The sequence below is a fragment of the Halobaculum marinum genome (assembly GCF_029338555.1).
Taxonomy (GTDB): domain Archaea; phylum Halobacteriota; class Halobacteria; order Halobacteriales; family Haloferacaceae; genus Halobaculum; species Halobaculum marinum.
Window position 1 is genome coordinate 651,702 of sequence record NZ_CP119989.1, and the last position, 18,410, is coordinate 670,111.

At 71.5% G+C, this 18,410-nt stretch carries 20 protein-coding genes and 2 tRNA genes; 8 read left to right on the forward strand and 14 right to left on the reverse strand.

Features of this window, described 5'->3' with window-relative positions; translation table 11 throughout:
- Positions 1 to 57 precede the first annotated feature (57 nt).
- Positions 58 to 2,256 carry a CARDB domain-containing protein gene (locus tag P0R32_RS03415; RefSeq protein ID WP_276238526.1) on the forward strand — a complete coding sequence of 733 codons (2,199 nt, stop codon included), beginning with the start codon at positions 58 to 60 and terminating at the stop codon, positions 2,254 to 2,256.
- Here P0R32_RS03415 and P0R32_RS03420 read toward each other — a convergent pair.
- The 7 genes from P0R32_RS03420 to P0R32_RS03450 form a co-directional block, all read right to left on the reverse strand.
- A complete protein-coding gene (locus P0R32_RS03420) occupies positions 2,245 to 2,622 on the reverse strand; it encodes a rhodanese-like domain-containing protein (protein ID WP_276238527.1) in 378 nt (125 codons plus the stop codon). The genes P0R32_RS03415 and P0R32_RS03420 overlap by 12 nt on opposite strands.
- A gap of 77 nt (positions 2,623 to 2,699) precedes the next feature.
- The gene (locus P0R32_RS03425; RefSeq protein ID WP_276238528.1) at positions 2,700 to 3,365 is read right to left on the reverse strand and encodes an NUDIX hydrolase; all 666 of its coding nucleotides are present in this window, start codon (positions 3,363 to 3,365) and stop codon (positions 2,700 to 2,702) included.
- Complete coding sequence (locus P0R32_RS03430) at positions 3,362 to 3,760, reverse strand: hypothetical protein (RefSeq protein ID WP_276238529.1); 399 nt, start codon at positions 3,758 to 3,760, stop codon at positions 3,362 to 3,364. Before P0R32_RS03430 ends, P0R32_RS03425 begins: the two co-directional genes overlap by 4 nt.
- A gap of 31 nt (positions 3,761 to 3,791) precedes the next feature.
- Positions 3,792 to 4,307: a DUF5809 family protein gene (locus tag P0R32_RS03435; RefSeq protein ID WP_276238530.1), complete on the reverse strand. Its 516-nt coding sequence runs from the start codon at positions 4,305 to 4,307 to the stop codon at positions 3,792 to 3,794.
- Positions 4,308 to 4,362: 55 nt separating this feature from the next.
- Entirely contained in the window at positions 4,363 to 4,884 is a 522-nt protein-coding gene (locus tag P0R32_RS03440) for a DUF5810 domain-containing protein (RefSeq protein ID WP_276238532.1), read from the reverse strand.
- 49 nt (positions 4,885 to 4,933) lie between these two features.
- Positions 4,934 to 5,491, reverse strand: a complete 558-nt coding sequence (gene rimI, locus P0R32_RS03445; RefSeq protein ID WP_276238533.1) for a ribosomal protein S18-alanine N-acetyltransferase — start codon at positions 5,489 to 5,491, stop codon at positions 4,934 to 4,936.
- A 188-nt stretch (positions 5,492 to 5,679) separates the two neighbouring features.
- Positions 5,680 to 7,665 (reverse strand): aconitate hydratase, encoded by a 1,986-nt coding sequence (locus tag P0R32_RS03450; protein WP_276238534.1) that lies wholly within the window; start codon positions 7,663 to 7,665, stop codon positions 5,680 to 5,682.
- A 230-nt stretch (positions 7,666 to 7,895) separates the two neighbouring features.
- Here P0R32_RS03450 and P0R32_RS03455 point away from each other — a divergent pair, with 230 nt between their 5' ends.
- Positions 7,896 to 8,354 (forward strand): deoxyuridine 5'-triphosphate nucleotidohydrolase, encoded by a 459-nt coding sequence (locus P0R32_RS03455; protein ID WP_276238535.1) that lies wholly within the window; start codon positions 7,896 to 7,898, stop codon positions 8,352 to 8,354.
- 182 nt (positions 8,355 to 8,536) lie between these two features.
- The gene (locus P0R32_RS03460; RefSeq protein WP_276238537.1) at positions 8,537 to 10,273 is read left to right on the forward strand and encodes a sensor histidine kinase; all 1,737 of its coding nucleotides are present in this window, start codon (positions 8,537 to 8,539) and stop codon (positions 10,271 to 10,273) included.
- A 150-nt stretch (positions 10,274 to 10,423) separates the two neighbouring features.
- On the opposite strand, the gene P0R32_RS03465 is transcribed toward P0R32_RS03460, so the two are convergent.
- A tRNA-Lys gene (locus P0R32_RS03465) sits at positions 10,424 to 10,497 on the reverse strand.
- A gap of 109 nt (positions 10,498 to 10,606) precedes the next feature.
- Here P0R32_RS03465 and P0R32_RS03470 point away from each other — a divergent pair.
- Positions 10,607 to 11,905, forward strand: a complete 1,299-nt coding sequence (locus P0R32_RS03470; protein WP_276238538.1) for a M20/M25/M40 family metallo-hydrolase — start codon at positions 10,607 to 10,609, stop codon at positions 11,903 to 11,905.
- Here P0R32_RS03470 and P0R32_RS03475 read toward each other — a convergent pair.
- Positions 11,899 to 12,585, reverse strand: coding sequence for a DUF7119 family protein (locus tag P0R32_RS03475; RefSeq protein WP_276238539.1), 687 nt, complete (start codon positions 12,583 to 12,585; stop codon positions 11,899 to 11,901). The two genes, P0R32_RS03470 and P0R32_RS03475, sit on opposite strands and share 7 nt — an antisense overlap.
- Positions 12,586 to 12,737: 152 nt before the next feature.
- On the opposite strand from P0R32_RS03475, the gene P0R32_RS03480 reads away from it, so the two are divergent.
- From P0R32_RS03480 to P0R32_RS03490, 3 genes are all read left to right on the forward strand, one after another.
- On the forward strand, positions 12,738 to 13,367 hold the full coding sequence (locus tag P0R32_RS03480; RefSeq protein ID WP_276238540.1) for a non-canonical purine NTP pyrophosphatase: 630 nt from the start codon (positions 12,738 to 12,740) through the stop codon (positions 13,365 to 13,367).
- Positions 13,368 to 13,504: 137 nt separating this feature from the next.
- On the forward strand, positions 13,505 to 14,227 hold the full coding sequence (locus P0R32_RS03485) for an Nmad3 family putative nucleotide modification protein (RefSeq protein ID WP_276238541.1): 723 nt from the start codon (positions 13,505 to 13,507) through the stop codon (positions 14,225 to 14,227).
- Positions 14,228 to 14,323: 96 nt separating this feature from the next.
- On the forward strand, positions 14,324 to 14,794 hold the full coding sequence (locus tag P0R32_RS03490) for a hypothetical protein (protein ID WP_276238542.1): 471 nt from the start codon (positions 14,324 to 14,326) through the stop codon (positions 14,792 to 14,794).
- Here P0R32_RS03490 and P0R32_RS03495 read toward each other — a convergent pair.
- The 3 genes from P0R32_RS03495 to P0R32_RS03505 all read right to left on the reverse strand — a co-directional run bounded on the left by P0R32_RS03495 (position 14,791) and on the right by P0R32_RS03505 (position 15,977).
- Complete coding sequence (locus P0R32_RS03495; RefSeq protein WP_276238543.1) at positions 14,791 to 15,330, reverse strand: hypothetical protein; 540 nt, start codon at positions 15,328 to 15,330, stop codon at positions 14,791 to 14,793. The genes P0R32_RS03490 and P0R32_RS03495 overlap by 4 nt on opposite strands.
- Before the next feature lie 62 nt (positions 15,331 to 15,392).
- Positions 15,393 to 15,740 (reverse strand): DsrE family protein, encoded by a 348-nt coding sequence (locus tag P0R32_RS03500; RefSeq protein ID WP_276238544.1) that lies wholly within the window; start codon positions 15,738 to 15,740, stop codon positions 15,393 to 15,395.
- A gap of 166 nt (positions 15,741 to 15,906) precedes the next feature.
- Positions 15,907 to 15,977: transfer RNA gene (locus P0R32_RS03505), tRNA-Gly, on the reverse strand.
- Positions 15,978 to 16,111: 134 nt separating this feature from the next.
- Here P0R32_RS03505 and P0R32_RS03510 point away from each other — a divergent pair.
- A complete protein-coding gene (locus P0R32_RS03510) occupies positions 16,112 to 16,945 on the forward strand; it encodes an NAD+ synthase (RefSeq protein ID WP_276238545.1) in 834 nt (277 codons plus the stop codon).
- A 24-nt stretch (positions 16,946 to 16,969) separates the two neighbouring features.
- Here P0R32_RS03510 and P0R32_RS03515 read toward each other — a convergent pair whose 3' ends face one another.
- On the reverse strand, positions 16,970 to 17,551 hold the full coding sequence (locus P0R32_RS03515; RefSeq protein WP_276238547.1) for a thioredoxin-like domain-containing protein: 582 nt from the start codon (positions 17,549 to 17,551) through the stop codon (positions 16,970 to 16,972).
- Between the two features lie 147 nt (positions 17,552 to 17,698).
- A complete protein-coding gene (locus P0R32_RS03520) occupies positions 17,699 to 18,379 on the reverse strand; it encodes an enoyl-CoA hydratase/isomerase family protein (RefSeq protein WP_276238549.1) in 681 nt (226 codons plus the stop codon).
- Positions 18,380 to 18,410 lie beyond the last annotated feature (31 nt).

Here is an 18,410-nt window from a genome sequence, read left to right on the forward strand (position 1 = left end):
CCACGCAACCACGTCACGAGCCAACGGCTATACTCGTCGGCTACGAACGACGCCACGATGCACCTGCGGTCCCTCCTCGTCGTCGCGGCGTGCGCGCTCCTGCTCACGCAGACCGGGGCCGCGCCGGCGCTCGCAGCACCGCCTGCGCCCGTCACCGACGCACCCGCCGCGGTCGGCGAAGCGGCCGCCGCCACCGCGGTCGATGGCGACGCCGGCCCCGAGGAGTCGCTCGCCGCGTCGCCAGCGGGGTCGCCCGTCGCGCCCGCGGCTACTACGGCGACGACGAGCCACGACATCGGCCTCCGCACGACGCTCGCGCTCACGCCCGAGACGCCCGGGTCGGTGCGGGTCACCCTCAGGTTCGACGTGCCCGACCGCGTCTCCGGACTGGAGACGACGCTCGCTGACGGCGCGGAGAACGTCGCACTCGACGGGTTCGCGGCCGCCGGCGACGCCACCTACGAGTGGGACGGCGAGACGTCGACCCCGACGATAACCTACCGGATGGCGGCGAACCGGACCTCGCAGTCGGCGACGTTCGACCCCGACGCCGACCTCGACACCGACTCTGGCGCCACCCCGACACCGACCGGCGGGACCGACGCGCTCGCCGACGCCGCGACCGCCGAGGGTCGCTACCTCTTCGTCGACACCGGCCCCTGGGCGCTGGTGACCGTGCCGAGTCCGGGCGTCGCGTGGCGCTACCGCGGCGACGCCGTCGGCCTCTCGCGGACGGCGACGACCGCCGGCCCCGGAGCGGTCGGCAGTCGGATCGCGTTCCTCGGTGAGCACACCGTCCACGAGCGCACGGCGCACGGCCAGACGTTCCGCCTCGTCGTCCCCGCCGCCGCCGACGGGATGGCCGCCGAGCCCGCGGCGGTGCTGGAGTCGCTGTCGGCCGCCTCCGACACGCTCCGCGTCGGCGACCGCGACGAGTCGGTGTTCCTCGTCGCCGCGCCCGCCGACGTGTCGTGGGCGGTGCGGGGCATCCAGACGGGCGACGCCGACGCGTGGGTGCGCGCCGACGAACCGCTCGACACGCCCGAGAGTCCGTGGCTCCACGAGTACGTCCACACGCGCCAGTCGTTCGCGACGACCGCCGAGACACGCTGGCTCACGGAGGGCTCTGCAGACTACTACGCCGCCCTGCTCGCGCTCCGGCAGGGCCACGTCGACTTCGACGAGTTCGCCGACCACCTCGCTCGCGGCGCGCGCGCCCCGTTCGCCGGCGCGGTGTTGGCAGAGCCGAGCACGTGGACCGCCGGCGCGCAGTACCGCAAGGGGGCGCTCGTCGCGGGCGACCTCGACCGCCGTATCCGCCTCGCGAGCGACGACGGCGCGACTCTCTCCACCGTGTTCACCCGGCTCAACGCCGAATCCGAACCGGTGTCGGGCGAGCGGTTCGCGACGCTGGTCGCGACCGCGGGCGACGCCACGACCGCCGACGCCGCACGGCGGTTCACTCGGACCGACGCCGTCCCGGAGATGTGGTCCGCGGAGGCGCACTCGGCGGCGTTCGCGACGCCGGTCGCTCGGCTGCTCGTCGACACGCCCGACCGCATCGCCGTCGACGGCGCCTACCGCAACACGACGCTGTCCACGCCGGCGACGCTCGCGGTCGGCGAGACGGTGACGGTCCCCGTCGCCGTGCGCAACGTCGGCGGCGCCGCCGGCGACTACCGCGTGACGGCGACCGCCGACGGGCGGCGGGTCGCAGTGGCCAACGGGACGGTCGCGGCGGGCGCGAACGCGACGGCTCGGCTGTCGTGGACGCCGCCGGGGCCCGGGCGGTACACCCTGACCGTCCGCGACCGCCGCTACACGGTGGTCGTCGCGGAACCGGCGCGACCGACGGTCACGGCGCTGTCGACGAACCGGACGAGCGTCGCGCCGGGCGACTCGGTGTTGGTCACCGCCGAAGTGACGACAGACGGCTCCGTTCCGGCAGACGGCGCCGTCACCGTCCGCGTCGACGGTCGTGCGGTCGCCACCGAACGGGTCCGGGTCGCCCCGAACGGGACGGCGACGGTGCGAGTGCCGGTCACGTTCGACGCGGCGGGCGAGTACGTCGTCTCCGTCGGCGACGCACGCGCGTCGGTCACCGTCGAGACGACTGCCGCCGCGGCGGACAGCGTCGGCGGCGACGCCTCGGGGACAGCGGTCGCGACCCCCGGGTTCGGGCCGGCCACGACGCTGGCGGCGCTGGTCTCCTCGTTGGTCGTCGCGGCGAGACTGGGTCGCCGCTCAGAACGGTGACTGCGGGCCTTCGTCTGCCTCCGCCGCCGTCGACTCGGCGGACTCGTCGGTGCCGCTGGCGAGGTCGCCCTGCCACGAGGTGATACCGCCGGCCATGCTCTCGACGGTGGCGTCGGCGGTCCCCTCGAAGGACTTGATCAGGTTCGCCGCCTGGATGCTCGCCTGCCCGTGGGGGCAGACGGTGACGATGTGCTCGCTCCCGGCGAGCGAGTCGACTCGCTGGGTCAGTTGCTGCATCGGGACGTTCTCGGAGCCGGGGATGTGGCCGCGCGCGAACGCCCCCGGCGAGCGGATGTCGACGACGCGCAGGTCCGCGCCCTCGTCGAGGAGTCGCTCGACCTCCTCGGGTGTGATCTCGCCGTCCATGCCCGAGCGGAACCGTCGGCGGGTGAAAAGCCCTCCGTCGCCGGCGACTCGCGGGCTGGTTCCGGGCGCCGCGTCGCCTACAGTAGTCCCTCTTCGCGAGCCAGCAACACGCCCTCCAGTGTCGCGTCGTTCGTCGGCGGCGACTGGATCACCTCCAGCGCCTCGTCGACGGGGACGCTCCTCGGGACGAGGTACTCGTTGTCGTCGAGGTCCTGCCCGACCGGCTCCAACCCCTCGCAGAACACGAACCCACGAGTGTGACGCAGGAGGCCGGTCGTGCACTGCACTTCGCCCAACAGCGAGACGCTCGACGCCGCGAAGCCGGTCTCCTCGCGCAGTTCCCGGCGGCCGGCTTCAGTGTACGACTCCCCGGCGTCGACGATGCCCGCGGGCAGTTCCAACTGGGTGTTGCGGACGGTCGGGCGGTACTGCTCGACCATCAGCAGGCGGTCGTCGGCGCGCGCGACTACGACGACTGCCGTCGCCAACTCCGCCCAGTAGTACTTCTTCGTCGAGCCGTCGGGGTGCTCGACGAGGTCGTAGCCGGCTGTCTGCCAGCCGGTCTCGTACTCGACGACCGACTCGCGGACGGGCCAGTCCGGTTCGCCGGGCCAGTCGTGGCGGCGGCCGTCGTCGAAGTCGGGTTCGTCCGAGGTCCAGCCGTCGGTCGTCGCGTCGGTCCTGTCTGCCGCGCGGTCGGCGTCGGGGGTGTCGTCGGGGGTGTCGTGGGGGTCGTCGCTCACGGTTGGACGACGGTTACGCGGTAGCGGGTTTCGTTGTATCGGACGAACACCGCGTCGCCGTCGACGGCGCCCGCGGGCGCGAACTCCCGGAACGTCGCCAGTTCGTCGAACGGGGAGTGGGTGAACTCCTCTTTCAGCCCGTACGGGCCGCGCTGGTAGCCCGCAGACCGGTTGTCGGTCGACTCGACGGCGGCGAAGAAGTACTCGTAGCGCCGCTCGGCGATGCCGCCCTCGGTCGCGTTCAGCGTGAACGCCGGCCCGTCGTCGGCGACCGGTTCGGCGGTCAGGTAGTACGGGTCGCCCGCGCCGAGGTACGAGGGGAGCGCGCCGAGCGCGAGCAACACCACGACGACGGCGAGCACGCCGAGGAGGAAGTTCCGCGTGACCGAGCGCATGGGCGGGGTAGGGGCCGACGGCGAAAACGCGTTACGGCTCGTCGACCGTGTCGCCGGCCGATTCGGCGTCGTCGGCCTCGTTGGGGTCCGCGTCCGCGTCGACGACGCCGCGGTACACCCGCCCGAACGCCCGCCGGCGGAGGGTCCCGAGCGCGGCCTCGCGCTCTGCCTGCCACGTCGCCGCGACGACGACCTTGCCGTCGTCGCCGTCGACGGCGGGGTCGTCGACGGGGAACGCGACCGGGTGCCAGACGACGTTGTCGACGTTCTCGCTGCCCGCCAGGTCGGCCTCGTACGCGGGGTGGTCGGCGAGCCACTCGTCGTACTCCTCGCGCGTGCCGACGTGGACGCGCAACAGCGAGGCGAACAGCGAATCGCGGACCGTCTCGACCACCTCGCCGGTGACGCGGTCGGCGTACTCCGCGCGGTCGAACGCCATCGCCTTCGTCGCCTCGCGGACGGCGACCTTCGCGGCGGGCACGAGTTCGTCGTACTCCGCGCGGGCCTCGGCGGGCGTCGCCGGCGCGAGCGTCCCTTCGGTGTCCATACCCGTCGCTGGGGGCGTGCGACCCAAGAGTGGTTCCCTTCCGGGTGCCGGTGCGCTACTCCTCGTCGGCGTCGTCGGTGTCGCTGGCCGTCTCGTCACCGCCGGTCGACCGGTCTTCTGCATCCTCGTCCAGTCCGTACATCGCCTCCGTCAACTCCTGTGCCTCCTCCAGCACGGACTCGACGGCGTCGTCGACGACCGCCTCCGCGGCGCCGCCCATCGCACCCCCGCCGCTCACGTCGGGGCGCGCGGGGTCGCCGTGGCCGTGCTGGTGGCCATGCGCGTGGTCGTGGCCGCCGCCGTGCTCACGGGTCGCGTCCGCTCCCCGTTCGCCTCGGGGTCTCCCTCCGGTCGACCCCGCAGTGTCCTCGAACACCTCGTCGTACTCGCGCTCGGCGGCGTGCTCGGTGACGACCGACGCCAAGTCCGCGGGCGTTCGGTCGCCCCAGTCGTCGACGTGCTCGTCCAGCCACGCCTCGTGCTCGTCGTTGCGGAGCATCGCCGTGAACGCGAGGTGGTTCGCCAGGTGCTCGCCGTCGCGCTGGGGCGTCTCACACACCGGACACGCGTATCCCATACTGGCCGTGGGAGCGCGACGCGCAAAAACCGTCCGCGTTCGCGACCGGCTACTCCTCGGTCGCGTTCTGCCGACGGACCCACTCGCCCACGTCGAGGCGCATGACGAACGCCGCCTCGCCGTCGCCGTAGTACCGAGGGACCCGCCGCGCTGGCCGGAACCCCTCGTCGCTGTACAGCGCCTGTGCGGGGTGGTTGCTCTCGCGCACCTCCAACTTCACGACGCTCGCACCGTTGGCCGCCAGGTCCCGCAGCGCCGCGCGGAGCAGTCGCCGACCGAGGCCGTGCCCCTGCACGTCGGGTCGGACCGCCAGATCCTTGATGTGGCCGAGGTCGCGACCGTGGTTCGGCGTGAGGTCGCCGACGACGTAGCCGAGCACGTCGCCGGCGTCGATCCGTGCCGTATCGGGCGACCCGGCGCCGTCGCCTTCGGCGACGAGGAACGCCGGGGCGTCGAGCAACTGCTCGAACGCCGCGTACGGCCACGGCTGGGTGAACACTGCCTTCTCGATGCGGAACACGCCGAGGAGGTCAGCCCGCTCGACGGGTCGGACCCTCGGGTCGCCGTTCGCGTCGTCGCCCGCGGCGGCGCCGCGCGAGGTGGTCACGGTTAGGGCCTAGGAGTTCGTCGCCATAAGTGAACTGGCAGTTCTGGTTGGCGAACGGAAGCGTCGAGGCCGCTCGCGCCGCTGGCCGGGCGCGTCGAAAGAGAGTGAGAGAAACTGATTGTGGGCGCAGCGGCCCGAGACCGCTCCGCCGCGTTACCGAGACGCTCGGCTGCGCCTCGCGTCTCGCCTTAGTCGTCCGCGGGCGCGGCGCCGCCGTCGGACTCGTGCTGCTGCTTCGTCCACGAGAGCTTGCCACCCGCCGCGAGGATCTTGCGCTCGCGCTCGGAGGCGTCGAGCTGCGCGGTCGCCTCCCAGTCGTCGTTCACGCGGATGGTGAACTCGGTGGCGCCGTTGCGCACACCCTCGCCCACGTCGTCGACGATCTCCACGTCGTCACCCTGGTCGATGTTCTCGTACGTCTCCTCGTCGATGGTGAGGGGCACGAGACCGAAGTTGAACAGGTTCGCCTTGTGGATGCGGGCGAAGCTCTGTGCGAGCACACCCTCGACGCCGAGGAACATCGGGCACAGGGCCGCGTGCTCACGCGAGGAGCCCTGGCCGTAGTTCTCGCCGGCCACGAGGAAGCCGCCGTCGGCGTCCAGCGCGCGCTGCGCGAACGTGTCGTCGACGCGGCTCAGCGTGAACTCCGAGAGCTTCTCGATGTTCGAGCGGAACTTGAGGATGTCCGCCGTCGCCGGGATGATGTGGTCGGTCGTGATGTTGTCCTCCATCTTGAGGAGCGCCTCGCCGTGGATGTCCGACGCGAGCTCGTCCTTCAGGGGGACGTCGCCGATGTTCGGGCCCTTGATGAGGTCGTCGTCGACGGCCTCGTCGGGGCTGATGATGTCCGGGTCGGACTCGCCCATGCCGGGGCCGTACTTCGTGCCCATCTCGAGGCCGGGCGCCTCGAGGTCGCCGAGTTCGTCGGCGAGGTCACGCGGGTCGACGATCTCGCCGGTGATGGCCGCCGCCGTGGCGACCTCGGGCGAGCAGAGGTACACCGAGTCGTCCTCGATGCCCGAGCGGCCCTCGAAGTTGCGGTTGAACGTCCGCAGCGAGACGGAGTCGGAGGCGGGCACGTGGCCGATGCCGATACAGGCACCACACGTCGCCTCGGAGAAGTTGACACCGGCGGCCATCATCTCGGCCGTCCAGCCCTCGCGGGCGAGCATCTCGGACGCCTGCTTGGAGCCGGGCGCCACGATCATCTCGGTCTTCTTGGCGACCTCGCGGCCCTTCAGCATCTTCGCGCCGGGGAGGATGTCCTCGTAGGCGCCGTTCGTACAGGAGCCGATGATGACCTGCTCGACGTCCTCGCCCGCGACCTCGCGGACCGGGACGACGTTGTCGGGCATCGACGGCTTGGCGATGAGCGGCTCGAGGTCCGAGAGGTCGACCTCGATGGTGTCGGCGTACTCCGCGTCGTCGTCGGGCGTCAGCTCGACGTACTCCTCCTCGCGGTCCTGGCGCGCGAGCCAGTCCTCGGTCTTCTCGTCGGTGCCGAAGATGGACGACGTGGCGCCCAGCTCCGTGCCGAGGTTCGTGATGGTCGTGCGCTCGGGGATGGTGAGGTTCTCGACACCGGGGCCGGTGTACTCGAGCACCTTGCCGACGCCGCCCTTGACGGTCAGCTCGCCCAGCAGGTGGAGCGCGACGTCCTTCGCCGTCGCCCACTCAGGGAGCTCGCCGGTCAGCTCGACGTTGACGACTTCCGGCATCTCGACGTAGTAGGCGCCGCCGCCCATCGCGACCGCGATGTCGAGGCCGCCCGCACCGATCGCCAGCTGGCCGAGGCCGCCGGGGGTCGGCGTGTGCGAGTCGGAGCCGAGCAGCGTCTTGCCGGGCGCCGCGAAGTTCTCCTTGTGCACCTGGTGGCAGATACCGTTGCCGGGGCGGGAGAAGAACGCGCCGTAGGTACCAGCCGCAGAGCGGAGGAAGCGGTGGTCGTCGGTGTTCTTGAAGTCGAACTGGTACGTCTGGTGGTCACAGTACTGCGCGGCCAGTTCCGTCTGGACCTGGTCCAGCTCCAGCGCCTCGAACTGGAGCCAGACCATCGTACCCGTCGTGTCCTGTGTGAGAACCTGGTCGATCTCGATCCCGATCTCCTCGCCGGGCGTCAGCTCGCCCTCGACGAGGTGGTCGTCGAGAATCTGCTCCGTGATCGTCTGTCCCATATCGTCCGCGTATCGACGCCCGGCGGATATAAATCCGGCGAGTTTCCACCCCGACGTTCGTGATAGACCCCCACGCAGTCCGGTAATTATTGCGTCGAACGCTCACTCGCGACCCGAGTAATCGTTCGTTCGTCACTCCCAAGACGGGTTTCGCGTGACAGTCGCTTCCGGGAGTTCGGCGACGGCGTCCGACCGGCGGGCTTTTCGGTCGGCCTGTATCTCTCACCGGTATGTACGAGTCGGGCGCGTTCGTCGCCGACCACGTCGACCCGCTCCGCGAGGAGCAGGTCCAACCGAACGGAGTCGACCTCACCGTCGACTCGCTGTACGAACAGACCACACCGGGCCGCATCACGCGGGACGGAAAGACCGTCGGCGACCGCCGTGAGGTCGACCCGGTCGACGGACTGTACCGTCTTGACCCGGGCGCGTACGTGCTCAAGTACGGCGAACGGCTCCAGATTCCGGACGACCACGTCGGCTTCGTCTATCCGCGCTCGACGCTGCTGCGCAACTCCTGTATGCTGAACACCGCGGTCTGGGACGCGGGCTACGAGGGGCGCGGCGAGGGCCTCCTGCAGGTGGGCGCCCCCATCGAACTGGAACCGGGCGCGCGCGTCGCGCAGTTCGTCCTCGCGGCGGCCGACCACGAGGGCCGGTACGACGGCACCTACCACGGCGAAGGCTGACAACCCTCCGACACTTATCAGACGATCGACACACGACGGCCCGAACCGGTCGCCGTAGTCGGTCGAATTTCCTCGAAAGACCGATTCGGCGAGTGACTACCGTACGACAATCGTCTGACGAAAGACTGTTTATAACGGGATAGTAACCGGTGGGTACTTCGACGGCGGGATAGTCACTCAACATGTCACTTACCGAATCGGATCTGTACCGCGAAGCGTTCCGGGAGACAGACAGCCCGGCCGTCATCGCGGACACGAACCTCGTGATCACGGACGTCAACGAGGCGGCCCGTGAGTTCACGGGGTCCTCGCGCGGGGCGCTGATCGGGTCGACGCCCCGCCGACTCGTCGACGACGACGCCGTCTACGCCGAAATCGAGGAGACGTTGCTCGCGGGCGACGCGTGGGTCGGCGAGTTCGAGTCGACGGCCACCGACGGTCGCGTCGTCTACGGTCGTGGCTCGTTCTCCCCGCTCACCGCCGGCGGCGAGGTCCGCGGCTACATCGCCGTCTTCACCGACATGACCCGCCACCGCCGCTACGAGGAGTCGCTACGCATCCTCAACCGGGTGTTGCGCCACAACCTCCGCAACGACGCGAACGTCGTGCTCGGCCACATCGAGCGCGTCGCCGACGAGGTGGTCGACCGCGTCGACGCCCAGGAGGTGTCGCGCCTGCTCGACTCGCTCGACACCGCCGCCGACCGCGTCGACGACATGCTCGACCACGCGCGGACCACGCGCCGCTTCAGCGGCGTGCTCGCGGGCGAACACGGGACGCTCCGCCCCATCGACCTCGCGACCGCGATAGAAGACGCGGTCGCGGACGTGCCCACCGACGGCGTCCGGATCACCGACGACGTGTCACAGCCGACGCCGGTGTTGGCCGACGAGATGCTCGCGGGCGCGCTGCACGCCGTCATCGAGAACGCCGTCGAGCACAACGACAAAGAGCACGTCGAGATCACGCTGTCGACGACCGAACACGCCGACCAGACGGTCCTGTCGGTCGCCGACAACGGCCCCGGCGTCGACCCCGACCGCTACGCCGAAATCTTCGGCAACGGCGAGCACACCCAGGTCGAACACGGGGAGGGGCTGAGCCTCTTCTTCGTCGACCGCCTCATGGAACTGTACGGCGGAGACGTCTCCGTCCGGTCGAACGACCCGGAGGGTGCGGTGTTCGACCTCCACTTCCGCCGTCCCGGCGCCGACCCGACGGTGCCGCCGCGGGAGTTCTCCACCGCCGACGGGGCCGACGCGGCGTCGTCCCGCGGCGACGTCGCGCGACGGACCGACGCCGAGGGCGACGTGACGGACGATGGGACCGCTGACGCGTGTCAACCGCCGACCGACGGTGTCGTCTCGAACCGTGCGGGCCGCGCCGGCGAGGGGCACGCAGACTCCCGTCGGGACGGGTTCGGCCGCGCCGGCAGTTCGGCAGCAGCGAACGACCTGCCCATCGAGTACGCCGAAGGTGGAACCGACGCCGACGAGGAGTCGGCCCCCACGCTCGTCGACACCGTGGCCGACGCCGTCGGCGACTCCGTCACCGCACCGCGACTCGGTGGCACCGAGCGGGGCTTCCCGCCCGTCGTCGACGCTCTCCCCGAGTACGACCAGCCCCACCACCTCCTCGCGCTGCGCGCGGCCGACCCGGTCGCCGGTGACACCGACGCCGGGTTCCGCGGCGAGGCGGCGGCGGCGTTCACCGACACCGCGGTCGTAGTCGTCGTCGACGGCGACCACGGAGGCCGCCTGACTGTCCCGTACGACTCGTTGACGGCGGTCGGTCGACGCGGCGACGCGGTCGTGCTCGACGCCGGGGCGACCGCGTACCGACTCCAACTCCCGCGTGCGCACGACGACGACGCCGCGGTCGAGGCGGCGGTGGCGTTCCTCGAACGGGAGTTGCGGTAGCCAGTCGCGTCGCTCGTGGCGTTCGATGTGCCTCGCAGAAGCGGGCTGGGAGGGATTCGAACCACACCGTCGGCTCGCGTTCGCTCGCCGCCGTCTACTTCGAATCCCTCCAGCGAACGCTTTCACTGCTCACTGACGTTCGCAGGAAAGCGGGCTGGGAGGGATTCGAACCCCCGACCGTCCGGTTAAAAGCCGGACGCTCTCCCTAACTGAGCTACCAGCCCTGCACGCATCGCTTGCCGCCGTTCGCGCATAAGCGTTTAGGAACCGACCGGCGGCGGCGCCGTCCGTCGCCACCCACACGGCCTTGACACTGGGACTCGACGGGCCGCCATGACCGTCCCAGACCTCCGGGACCTCACGACCCGACTGTGCGAGTTCGACACGACCGACGGCACGGAGGCGCCCGCGGCCGCGTGGCTCCGCGACGTGCTGGACGCCGCCGGCTTCGAGACGTACACGTGGGAGGCCGACCCCGAACGCCTCGCCGAGCACCCGTCGTTCCCCGACGACCCCGCGGCCATCGACGCCGCCGACCGCCCGAGCGTCGCCGGGGTGCTCGAACTCGGCGACCCCGACGCCGGCCCGACGCTCGTGTTGAACGGCCACCTCGACGTGGTGCCGGCGGACGAGGAACTGTGGTCGAGCGACCCGTTCGAGCCGGTGTGGGGCGAGGCAGACGACGGGGCCGAGACGCTCACCTGCCGCGGCGCCGTCGACATGAAGGCGGCCGTCGCGGCGTGCGTCCACGCCGCGCTCGACGTGCGCGAGGCGGTCGAGCAGGGGGCTGTCGACCTCGACGGCCGCATCGTCGTCGAAGCCGTCGCCGGCGAGGAGGAGGGCGGCATCGGCGCGGCGGCGGCCGCCCTCGACTCGCCGTACCCGTTCGAGCGCGACGCCGCCGTCGTCGCCGAGCCGACCGAGTTGCGGGCGGTGACGGCGACCGAGGGCACCGTGATGAAGCGACTCCGCCTGTCGGGCCGGAGCGCCCACGCCGCCACGCGGTGGACCGGCGTCGACACCCTGCCGCTGTTCGAGCAGATTCGCGAGGCGTTCACCGAACTGGAAACGGAGCGCTGCGAACGCGTCACCCACCCGCTGTACGGCGAGTTCGAGGTACCGTGGCCCATCGTCTGCGGGCGCGTTGAGGCGGGGTCGTGGGCGTCGACGGTGCCGGGGACGCTCGCCGCCGAGTGGCGCCTGGGCGTCGCGCCCGGCGAGACCGTCGACGAGGTGGAGGCGGAGTTCGAGGAGCGCCTGGCCGAGGTCGTCGCCGCCGACGAGTGGTTGCGCGAACACCCGCCCGCGTTCGAGCGGTTCTCGATCATGTTCGAGCCCGCCGAAATCGCCGCCGGCGAGCCGGTCGTCCGTGCGCTCCAGGGGGCGATGTCGGGCGAGGAACTGGCCGACACCAAGCCGACGGGAGCGACGTACGGCGCGGACAACCGCCACTACGTCGCGGCCGACGTCCCGACGGTCGTGTTCGGACCCGGGAGCATCGAACAGGCGCACTTCCCCGACGAGACCGTTCGGTGGTCGGAGGTGGTGACGGCGCGAGAGGTGCTGGCGGCGACGGCGCGGGCGTTCCTCGGCGACGAGTCGGCGTCCGACCCGGACGCCGCCGCTCAGTAGTCGTCGAGCGCGTCTGCGAGCACGTCGCCGGGGTCGCGGTTCTCCAGGGAGGCGCGGTCGCGGAGGCGACGGTAGGCGTCCGGCGGCAACTCGACGGTGAGACGACCGGGCGTGACGCCCTCGGCGCGGAGCGCCGCCTCGGTGGCTGTGCCGTCGTTGACCGCGCTGGCGACGCGCCGCACCTCGCGGACGGTGAGGTCGCCGTCGAGCACCGCCCACGCGATAGTGAAGCGGGCCTCGCCGGCGACGCGGGCGATGTGCTTCGCGGCGGTCGGGGCGATGTGGCCGCGGGCGACGTGGCGCCGCACCGACTCCGGGAGGTCGTGGACGCGCGCCCACTTGCGGATGAACGACACCTGCACGTCGTCGCCGGCGGCCTCGGCGGCGGCCTTGTACGAGCCGTGGCCGCGCACGAGCGCCGCGCAGGCGGCGGCGCCGCGCAGCATCACGACGTTGTCGTCGCCGGCGACGGCCTCGCTGGCGAACCGACGGACGGTGTCGGCGGCGGTCGCGAGGCTCTCGGGGTCGTCCGGGTCGAACCGGGCGGCGCGCTCGGCGCGCTCGCCGGTGACCGCGGGGTCGCCGCGGACGACGGGTTCGCCGACTTCGGCCTCGCGGTCTGCCGCCCGCGACGTGGCGTCGGGACCGTCCCGGCCGTCGCCGGGCCGCTCGGGGCTCATTGCGGGTCCGTCCGCTCCCGCTCGGTAAAAGGCTCCCGGGGGTGGTGTATCTCGCCGTCATCTCTGACGCTCGTCGCAACGCCGTCGGGCGGCGGTCGTCGCTCGACGGCGCGTATCGACGCCGATTTGGGAGGGCCGACCCGAGCGCGGGTATGCTCCGGTACGTCACCACGAACGCGGGGAAAGTCCGCGAGGCCGAGGAGTACCTCGGCGACGAGGTGTCCCAACTCGACTTCGACTACACCGAGGTGCAGGCGAGCGACCTCGCGCCCATCGCCGCCTACGGCGCTCGCGAGGCGCACCGGCACGCCGGCGAGCCCGTGCTCGTCGACGACGCTGGCCTGTTCGTCGACGGCTTCGACGGCTTCCCCGGCCCCTACTCGGCGTACGTCGAGGACACCCTCGGCGTCGAGGCGGTCCGCCGTCTCGTCACACGCGAACTCGACGACGTGCGCGCGGAGTTCCGCTGCGTGCTCGCGTACTGCGACGGCGAGGCGTTCGACGCCAGCCCCGACCCCGTCGACCGCGACGACCGGGTCGCCGCCGCCGCCGCGGGCGCCGAGCGCGACGACGAGGAGCGCGAACCGCTCCCGGTGAAACTGTTCGAGGGCGTCGTCCGCGGCCGGATCGTGGAGGCGCGCGGCGACGGCGGCTTCGGCTACGACCCCATCTTCGAGTACGACGGCGCGACGTTCGCCGAGATGGACGCTGCGGAGAAGAACGGCGTCTCCCACCGCGGGCGGGCGTTGGAGAAGTTCGGTGAGTGGTTTGCCGAACGCTAGTGAGGCAACCTACAGCAGACGGTCGAGCGGAGCGATGACCGTCTGCGGGTGGTTTCAGGAGCGAAGCGACTGATTGTAGGCGCGCGCCGACCACCGCCGAACACCGACGCTTTGTCTCCGCGGCGACACCCGCACGTATGCCCCGCGCGGTCGCCATCAACGTCGCCGCCAACACGAACCTCCCGGGCCGCCGAGGCCCGGTGTCCCCGGACGGCTCGTTCGTCTACGTCCCCATCCCCGAGGACGAACCGACGAGCGACCCGGTCGCGACGTACGCCGACCTCGACCTCGCCGAGTACGTCCCCGACGACGCCGTCGACTTGCCGGTCCACCTGGACCCCGAATTCGCCGGCGTGCTCGGTCGGGAGGCGTACACCTACGGCGACCCCCACGGCGTGAAGGCCCGCCCGCTCTCGCAACTCAACCCCGGCGACTCGCTGCTGTTCTACGCCACCCTCTCCGTCACCGGCAACGAGGGCGCCCGTGCCGACTGGCTCCCGTCCGACTGGGGGTGCTTCCTGATCGGTGAGTTCCGCGTCGCAGAGGTGCTGACGGGCGACGACTACCGCGCGGCCGATGCCGCGACCCGCGAGCGGTTCGCCTCGAACGCGCACGTCCACCGCGAGTCGTTCGACGCGTCGGTGCTCGTCCGCGGCGACCCCGCCGACTCGCGACTGTTCGACCGCGCGGTGCCGCTGTCGACGCCGGCGGGCGGCGCCGAGGCGAACCGGTTGGTCACCGACCTGTCGAGCGACTCGGGGAAGGGGCCGTGGTGGCGGCGCGTGCTCCGGTACGACGACAGCGCGACGACCGAGTTGCGGGACCTGATCGACACCGACCCCGCGGAGTGGCTGGCGTAGCCGAGTGCCCCGTTCCGAGGCGAGTACGGCCGCCGTCGTCAGACGACCGTCTGACTGCGGCGCGGCATTTATCGCCCACCGTCGGATGTGACGGGTATGAACGCGACTCGACGGGCCGTGCTCGCCGGCGTCGGCGCGAGCGCGGTGGGCGGCCTCGCGGGCTGTGCGAGTTCGGACGGTGGCGGCGACCGGTCCGCACCCGACGGGACTGCTCGGCTCGCGTACGTTCGCCTCGTCAACCAGCACTCGCGCGACCACGTCGTCCACGTGCTCGTCCAGCGCGGCGGCGAGCCAGTCCACTGGTCGAGCCACGAACTCGGCGCCGACGGCGCCAGCGACGGTGAGGCGACGGCGACGGTGGAACGGACCTGGGCGGACGAACCCGGTGCGTTCGCGGTGTTCGTCCGCCTCGACGACGCCGACGAGTGGACCGAGTTCGACGTGGGCGACGGCTCCGTCGACTGCTACGGGGTGGAGACGCGCATCGACGTCGACGGCGGTATCGAGTCGCTGTTCTCGAAGAATCCGGGCGACTGCGGGTCGGCGACGGCGAGCGACGACGCCTAACGGGCCTGCTCGTCGACGGGCGCCGCCGGCTGGCTCGTCACCGTCTGGACGGCGGCGTTGCCGAGTCCCCCCAGCGCCGCCGCCGCGAGGAACGTGCCGGCCACGCGAACGACCCCTCCGACTGCGACCGTGACGACACCGACCGCGAGCAGCGCCGCGAGGAGGCCGAGCGCCTCCAACACGGGTGAGACGGTGCGAATCCGGCGGCGCTCGACGCCGACGCCCGTGACGACGCCGCCGAGGACGAGCGCCCAGCCCGCACCGAATCCGGCGTAGCCCGCGGCGGACGTGCCGAGCAGGAGGCCGAGTGTCGCGCCGGCACCGATGCCGGCGGCCGTCAGCACCGACTCGCCGTTGGCGGTCCAGTCGTAGCGGGCACCCAGTCGGTCGACGAGTCGCGGGACGGCCCAGCGTGCGAGGAGGAACACGGCGAGCGCGATCCCGAGTGACACGACGAGGCTGACCGCGAGTCCGACGAACCTGAACGCGACGTCGACCCCGCCGTCGACTGCCACGCCGGACTGGAGGAGCTGCATGGGGCCGAGTGCCGGCCCGGACGACAAGAAGCCGGCGCTTCCCACGATCGGACCGCCGAGAGCTACGGGCGGATGTACGCCCAGCCGTCTGCTTGGAGTCGCGTGAGTTCGCCGACGCCGGAGGAGGCGCGTTCGACGCCGTGTGGGAGATCGTCGAGGGTCGCGGTCGCCCCCCGGAGTGCGTTCGAGCAGACGCGGAACGCCGTCTCGGCGTCGTCGCCGCCGGCCGCGAGCACCGTCTCGACGCGTTCGCGGCCGTCGCCCGATTCCGCGGCGTCGATGACCGCGGGGTTGTCGACGACGACCGCGACGTGGCTGACCGGGACTGTCTCGTCGGCGAGGAGGTTGGTCACCTTCGCGTCGACGTACGAGAGCTGATCGACCGTGGAGACGTGGAAGACGGTGCGCACGCGAACCGAGACACGATACGAAGCCGTGGCTGTTTCGTTCGAGTGCGAGAGGAGTGCGCCGTCCGGGAATTGAACCACGCCGAGACGTGCTCGCTCCGCTGCGCGCGTCTCGTCTACTTCAATTCCCGACGGAGATTCCACTCCGCACGTTCGTTTGTCGCAAGAATGCGCCGTCCGGGAATTGAACCCGGGCTATTGGCTTGGGAAGCCAATGTCCTACCACTGGACCAACGGCGCCCTGTGCATCGATTCCTACCCCACCGCCACACTTCAACTAATCGGTCGCTCGTGGCGCCGAGGAACTGGACGCGCGTCCACGCGCCGGCGCGGGGAAGTGGGGTATTAGTCGCCCGACACCGTATCGAACCGTGATGAGTGAATCCGTCCTGCTGGACGAGGAATCGACGCCGTTGGATCTGCGACTCTCCGACGCCGAACTCGACCGCGTCCGCGACCACGTCACCGACTTCATCGCCGACCAGGTCGACGCCGCGGGCGCCGAGGGCGCCGTCCTCGGCCTCTCGGGCGGCATCGACTCGACGACGGTCGCGTACCTCGCCGTGGAGGCGCTCGGCGCCGAGAACCTCCGCGGGCTGGTGATGCCCGGGTCGGTCAACACCGACGAGAACATGAGCGACGCCGAGCGCGTCGCGATGGAACTGGGCATCGAGTACGACGTGATCGAGATCGAACCGATCGCCGAGGCGTTCTACGACGCGCTCCCCGAGGCGACGGACGCCAAGATGGCCGAGAGCAACGTCCGCGTCCGCGTCCGCGCGGTGCTCAACTACTTCGCCGCCAACGCCGACGACCGCCTCGTGCTCGGGACCGGCAACCGCAGCGAGGCGCTCACGGGCTACTTCACGAAGTACGGCGACCAGGCGGTCGACTGCAACCCCATCGGCACCCTGTACAAACAGCAGGTGCGCCAACTCGCCGCCCACGTCGGCGTCCCCCACGACCTCGTGATGAAGACACCCTCGGCGGAGATGTGGACCGGCCAGACCGACGAGGAGGAGATGGGGCTCGACTACGACACGCTCGACGCCGTGCTCGCGCTCCACATCGACGGCCCGCTGTCGACCGCCGCGACCGTCCGCGCGCTCGACGTGACCGAAGAACAGGTCGCCCGCGTCGAGGAACTGTACGAGTCGTCGAAGCACAAGCGCGCGATGCCGCCGGCGCCCGCGGACCTGACGCTGTAAGGCGGTGCCGCGTCCGCCGGCGTCCTACCGCACCGGATTCTCCGGGCCGCGCCCGAGGTACTCCGCACAGAACGCCCGCACCGCCGCCTCGTCGTACTCGCCCATCCGAAGCAGGTGCCGCCACGCGGTGAGCGCGTACGGCGTCTCCGGGTCGTCGTAGGGGTACGGCATCGCGAGGAAACTCTGCCACGTCCCGGTGAAGCTCCGCCCCCACGTCTGGAGGTTCTCGCGGGCCGTCTCCGTGATCGCGTCGGGGTCGTAGTACGCGACGACGGCGCCGTGTTCGAGGGTGTGGATCACGTCGCCCATCGGCTGCGCCTCCTCGTAGAAGCCCGCCTGCACCGTCCCCGCATAGTGAGGTCCGGAGGTCGGTGGTCGGGTGTCGTAGTCGACCTGCGTGCCGCGCTGGACGTGTTCGTTCCCCTGGTTCGGGAACGACTCCACGTCGGCGATCACCTGCTGGTCGCCGCGCTGGGGGAGCGAGTCGATGGTGTCGCCGCCGCCGAGGCACCCGGCGAGCGCGCCGACCGCACCGGCGGCCACGACGCCGAGCGCGCGGCGTCTGGAGAGCTCGACGCCGCTCGCGGAATCGGGTCCGTCTGTCATCGTCGCTACTCGTCGCCGGGAGGATTCAAGGATTGCGGTCGCCACACCCCCCGACCGGGCCACCGGAACGGGGTCGCGGTCGTCGACCACACCGCCGGCACCACCGGCACCACCGGCACCACCGGAACCGCCGTCGGCGCCGCCGGCTCACTCCCCGAAGTGCTCGGCGTGGAGGCGGGCGAACGTCTCGCGCTCGGCGGCCTCGGTCTCGCCGCCGCGAGCGCCCGTCCGAACGAGTCGCTTCACCGCCGCGAGCGCGCTCGGCTCGTTCTCGGCCACCTCGCGGGCCACGTCGGTCGGGTCCGGCACCACCCGCGAGACGAGCCCCAGCTCGCGCGCCTCCTCGGCGTCGACGACACGGGCCGACAGCGCGATGTCGAGAGCGGCGCCCTCGCCGACGACGCGGGGGAGTCTGGCGGTGCCGCCCCACGCGCCGAACAGGCCGAAGGCGACGCCCGTCTCCGCGAACGTCGCGTCGGGCGTCGCCACGCGGAGATCACACGCCAGCGCGAGTTCGACCCCGCCGCCGCGAGCGGCACCGTCGACGCCGGCGACGACGACGGAATCGCTCGTGGCGATGGACTCGGCGACGCGCTGGCCGTGGCCGGCGAACGCCGCCGGGTCGTCGAGGTCGGCGACCACGTCGAGGTCGGCGCCGGCGCAGAACGCGGAGCCGGCGCCGCGGAGGAGCACGACCGGCTCGTCGGCGTCGACGACGGCGGCCTCCAGGGCGTCGAGCGCGTCGGGTGTGAGGGCGTTTCGGGCCTCGGGGCGGTCGAGCGTCACGGTCCGGTACGCGCCGTCGGCGGCCCGCTCGGAGCGAATCACGGGACGGGATAGCCCCCCGTTTCCAAAGGTC

Bases quoted from the DNA above. Each gene is read 5' to 3' on its own strand.
- P0R32_RS03415 (WP_276238526.1), top strand. From the start codon at position 58: ATGCACCTGCGGTCCCTCCTCGTCGTCGCGGCGTGCGCGCTCCTGCTC.
- P0R32_RS03420 (WP_276238527.1), bottom strand. From the start codon at position 2,622: ATGGACGGCGAGATCACACCCGAGGAGGTCGAGCGACTCCTCGACGAG.
- P0R32_RS03430 (WP_276238529.1), bottom strand. From the start codon at position 3,760: ATGCGCTCGGTCACGCGGAACTTCCTCCTCGGCGTGCTCGCCGTCGTC.
- P0R32_RS03435 (WP_276238530.1), bottom strand. From the start codon at position 4,307: ATGGACACCGAAGGGACGCTCGCGCCGGCGACGCCCGCCGAGGCCCGC.
- P0R32_RS03440 (WP_276238532.1), bottom strand. From the start codon at position 4,884: ATGGGATACGCGTGTCCGGTGTGTGAGACGCCCCAGCGCGACGGCGAG.
- P0R32_RS03450 (WP_276238534.1), bottom strand. From the start codon at position 7,665: ATGGGACAGACGATCACGGAGCAGATTCTCGACGACCACCTCGTCGAG.
- P0R32_RS03455 (WP_276238535.1), top strand. From the start codon at position 7,896: ATGTACGAGTCGGGCGCGTTCGTCGCCGACCACGTCGACCCGCTCCGC.
- P0R32_RS03460 (WP_276238537.1), top strand. From the start codon at position 8,537: ATGTCACTTACCGAATCGGATCTGTACCGCGAAGCGTTCCGGGAGACA.
- P0R32_RS03470 (WP_276238538.1), top strand. From the start codon at position 10,607: ATGACCGTCCCAGACCTCCGGGACCTCACGACCCGACTGTGCGAGTTC.
- P0R32_RS03475 (WP_276238539.1), bottom strand. From the start codon at position 12,585: ATGAGCCCCGAGCGGCCCGGCGACGGCCGGGACGGTCCCGACGCCACG.
- P0R32_RS03480 (WP_276238540.1), top strand. From the start codon at position 12,738: ATGCTCCGGTACGTCACCACGAACGCGGGGAAAGTCCGCGAGGCCGAG.
- P0R32_RS03485 (WP_276238541.1), top strand. From the start codon at position 13,505: ATGCCCCGCGCGGTCGCCATCAACGTCGCCGCCAACACGAACCTCCCG.
- P0R32_RS03490 (WP_276238542.1), top strand. From the start codon at position 14,324: ATGAACGCGACTCGACGGGCCGTGCTCGCCGGCGTCGGCGCGAGCGCG.
- P0R32_RS03495 (WP_276238543.1), bottom strand. From the start codon at position 15,330: ATGCAGCTCCTCCAGTCCGGCGTGGCAGTCGACGGCGGGGTCGACGTC.
- P0R32_RS03510 (WP_276238545.1), top strand. From the start codon at position 16,112: ATGAGTGAATCCGTCCTGCTGGACGAGGAATCGACGCCGTTGGATCTG.
- P0R32_RS03515 (WP_276238547.1), bottom strand. From the start codon at position 17,551: ATGACAGACGGACCCGATTCCGCGAGCGGCGTCGAGCTCTCCAGACGC.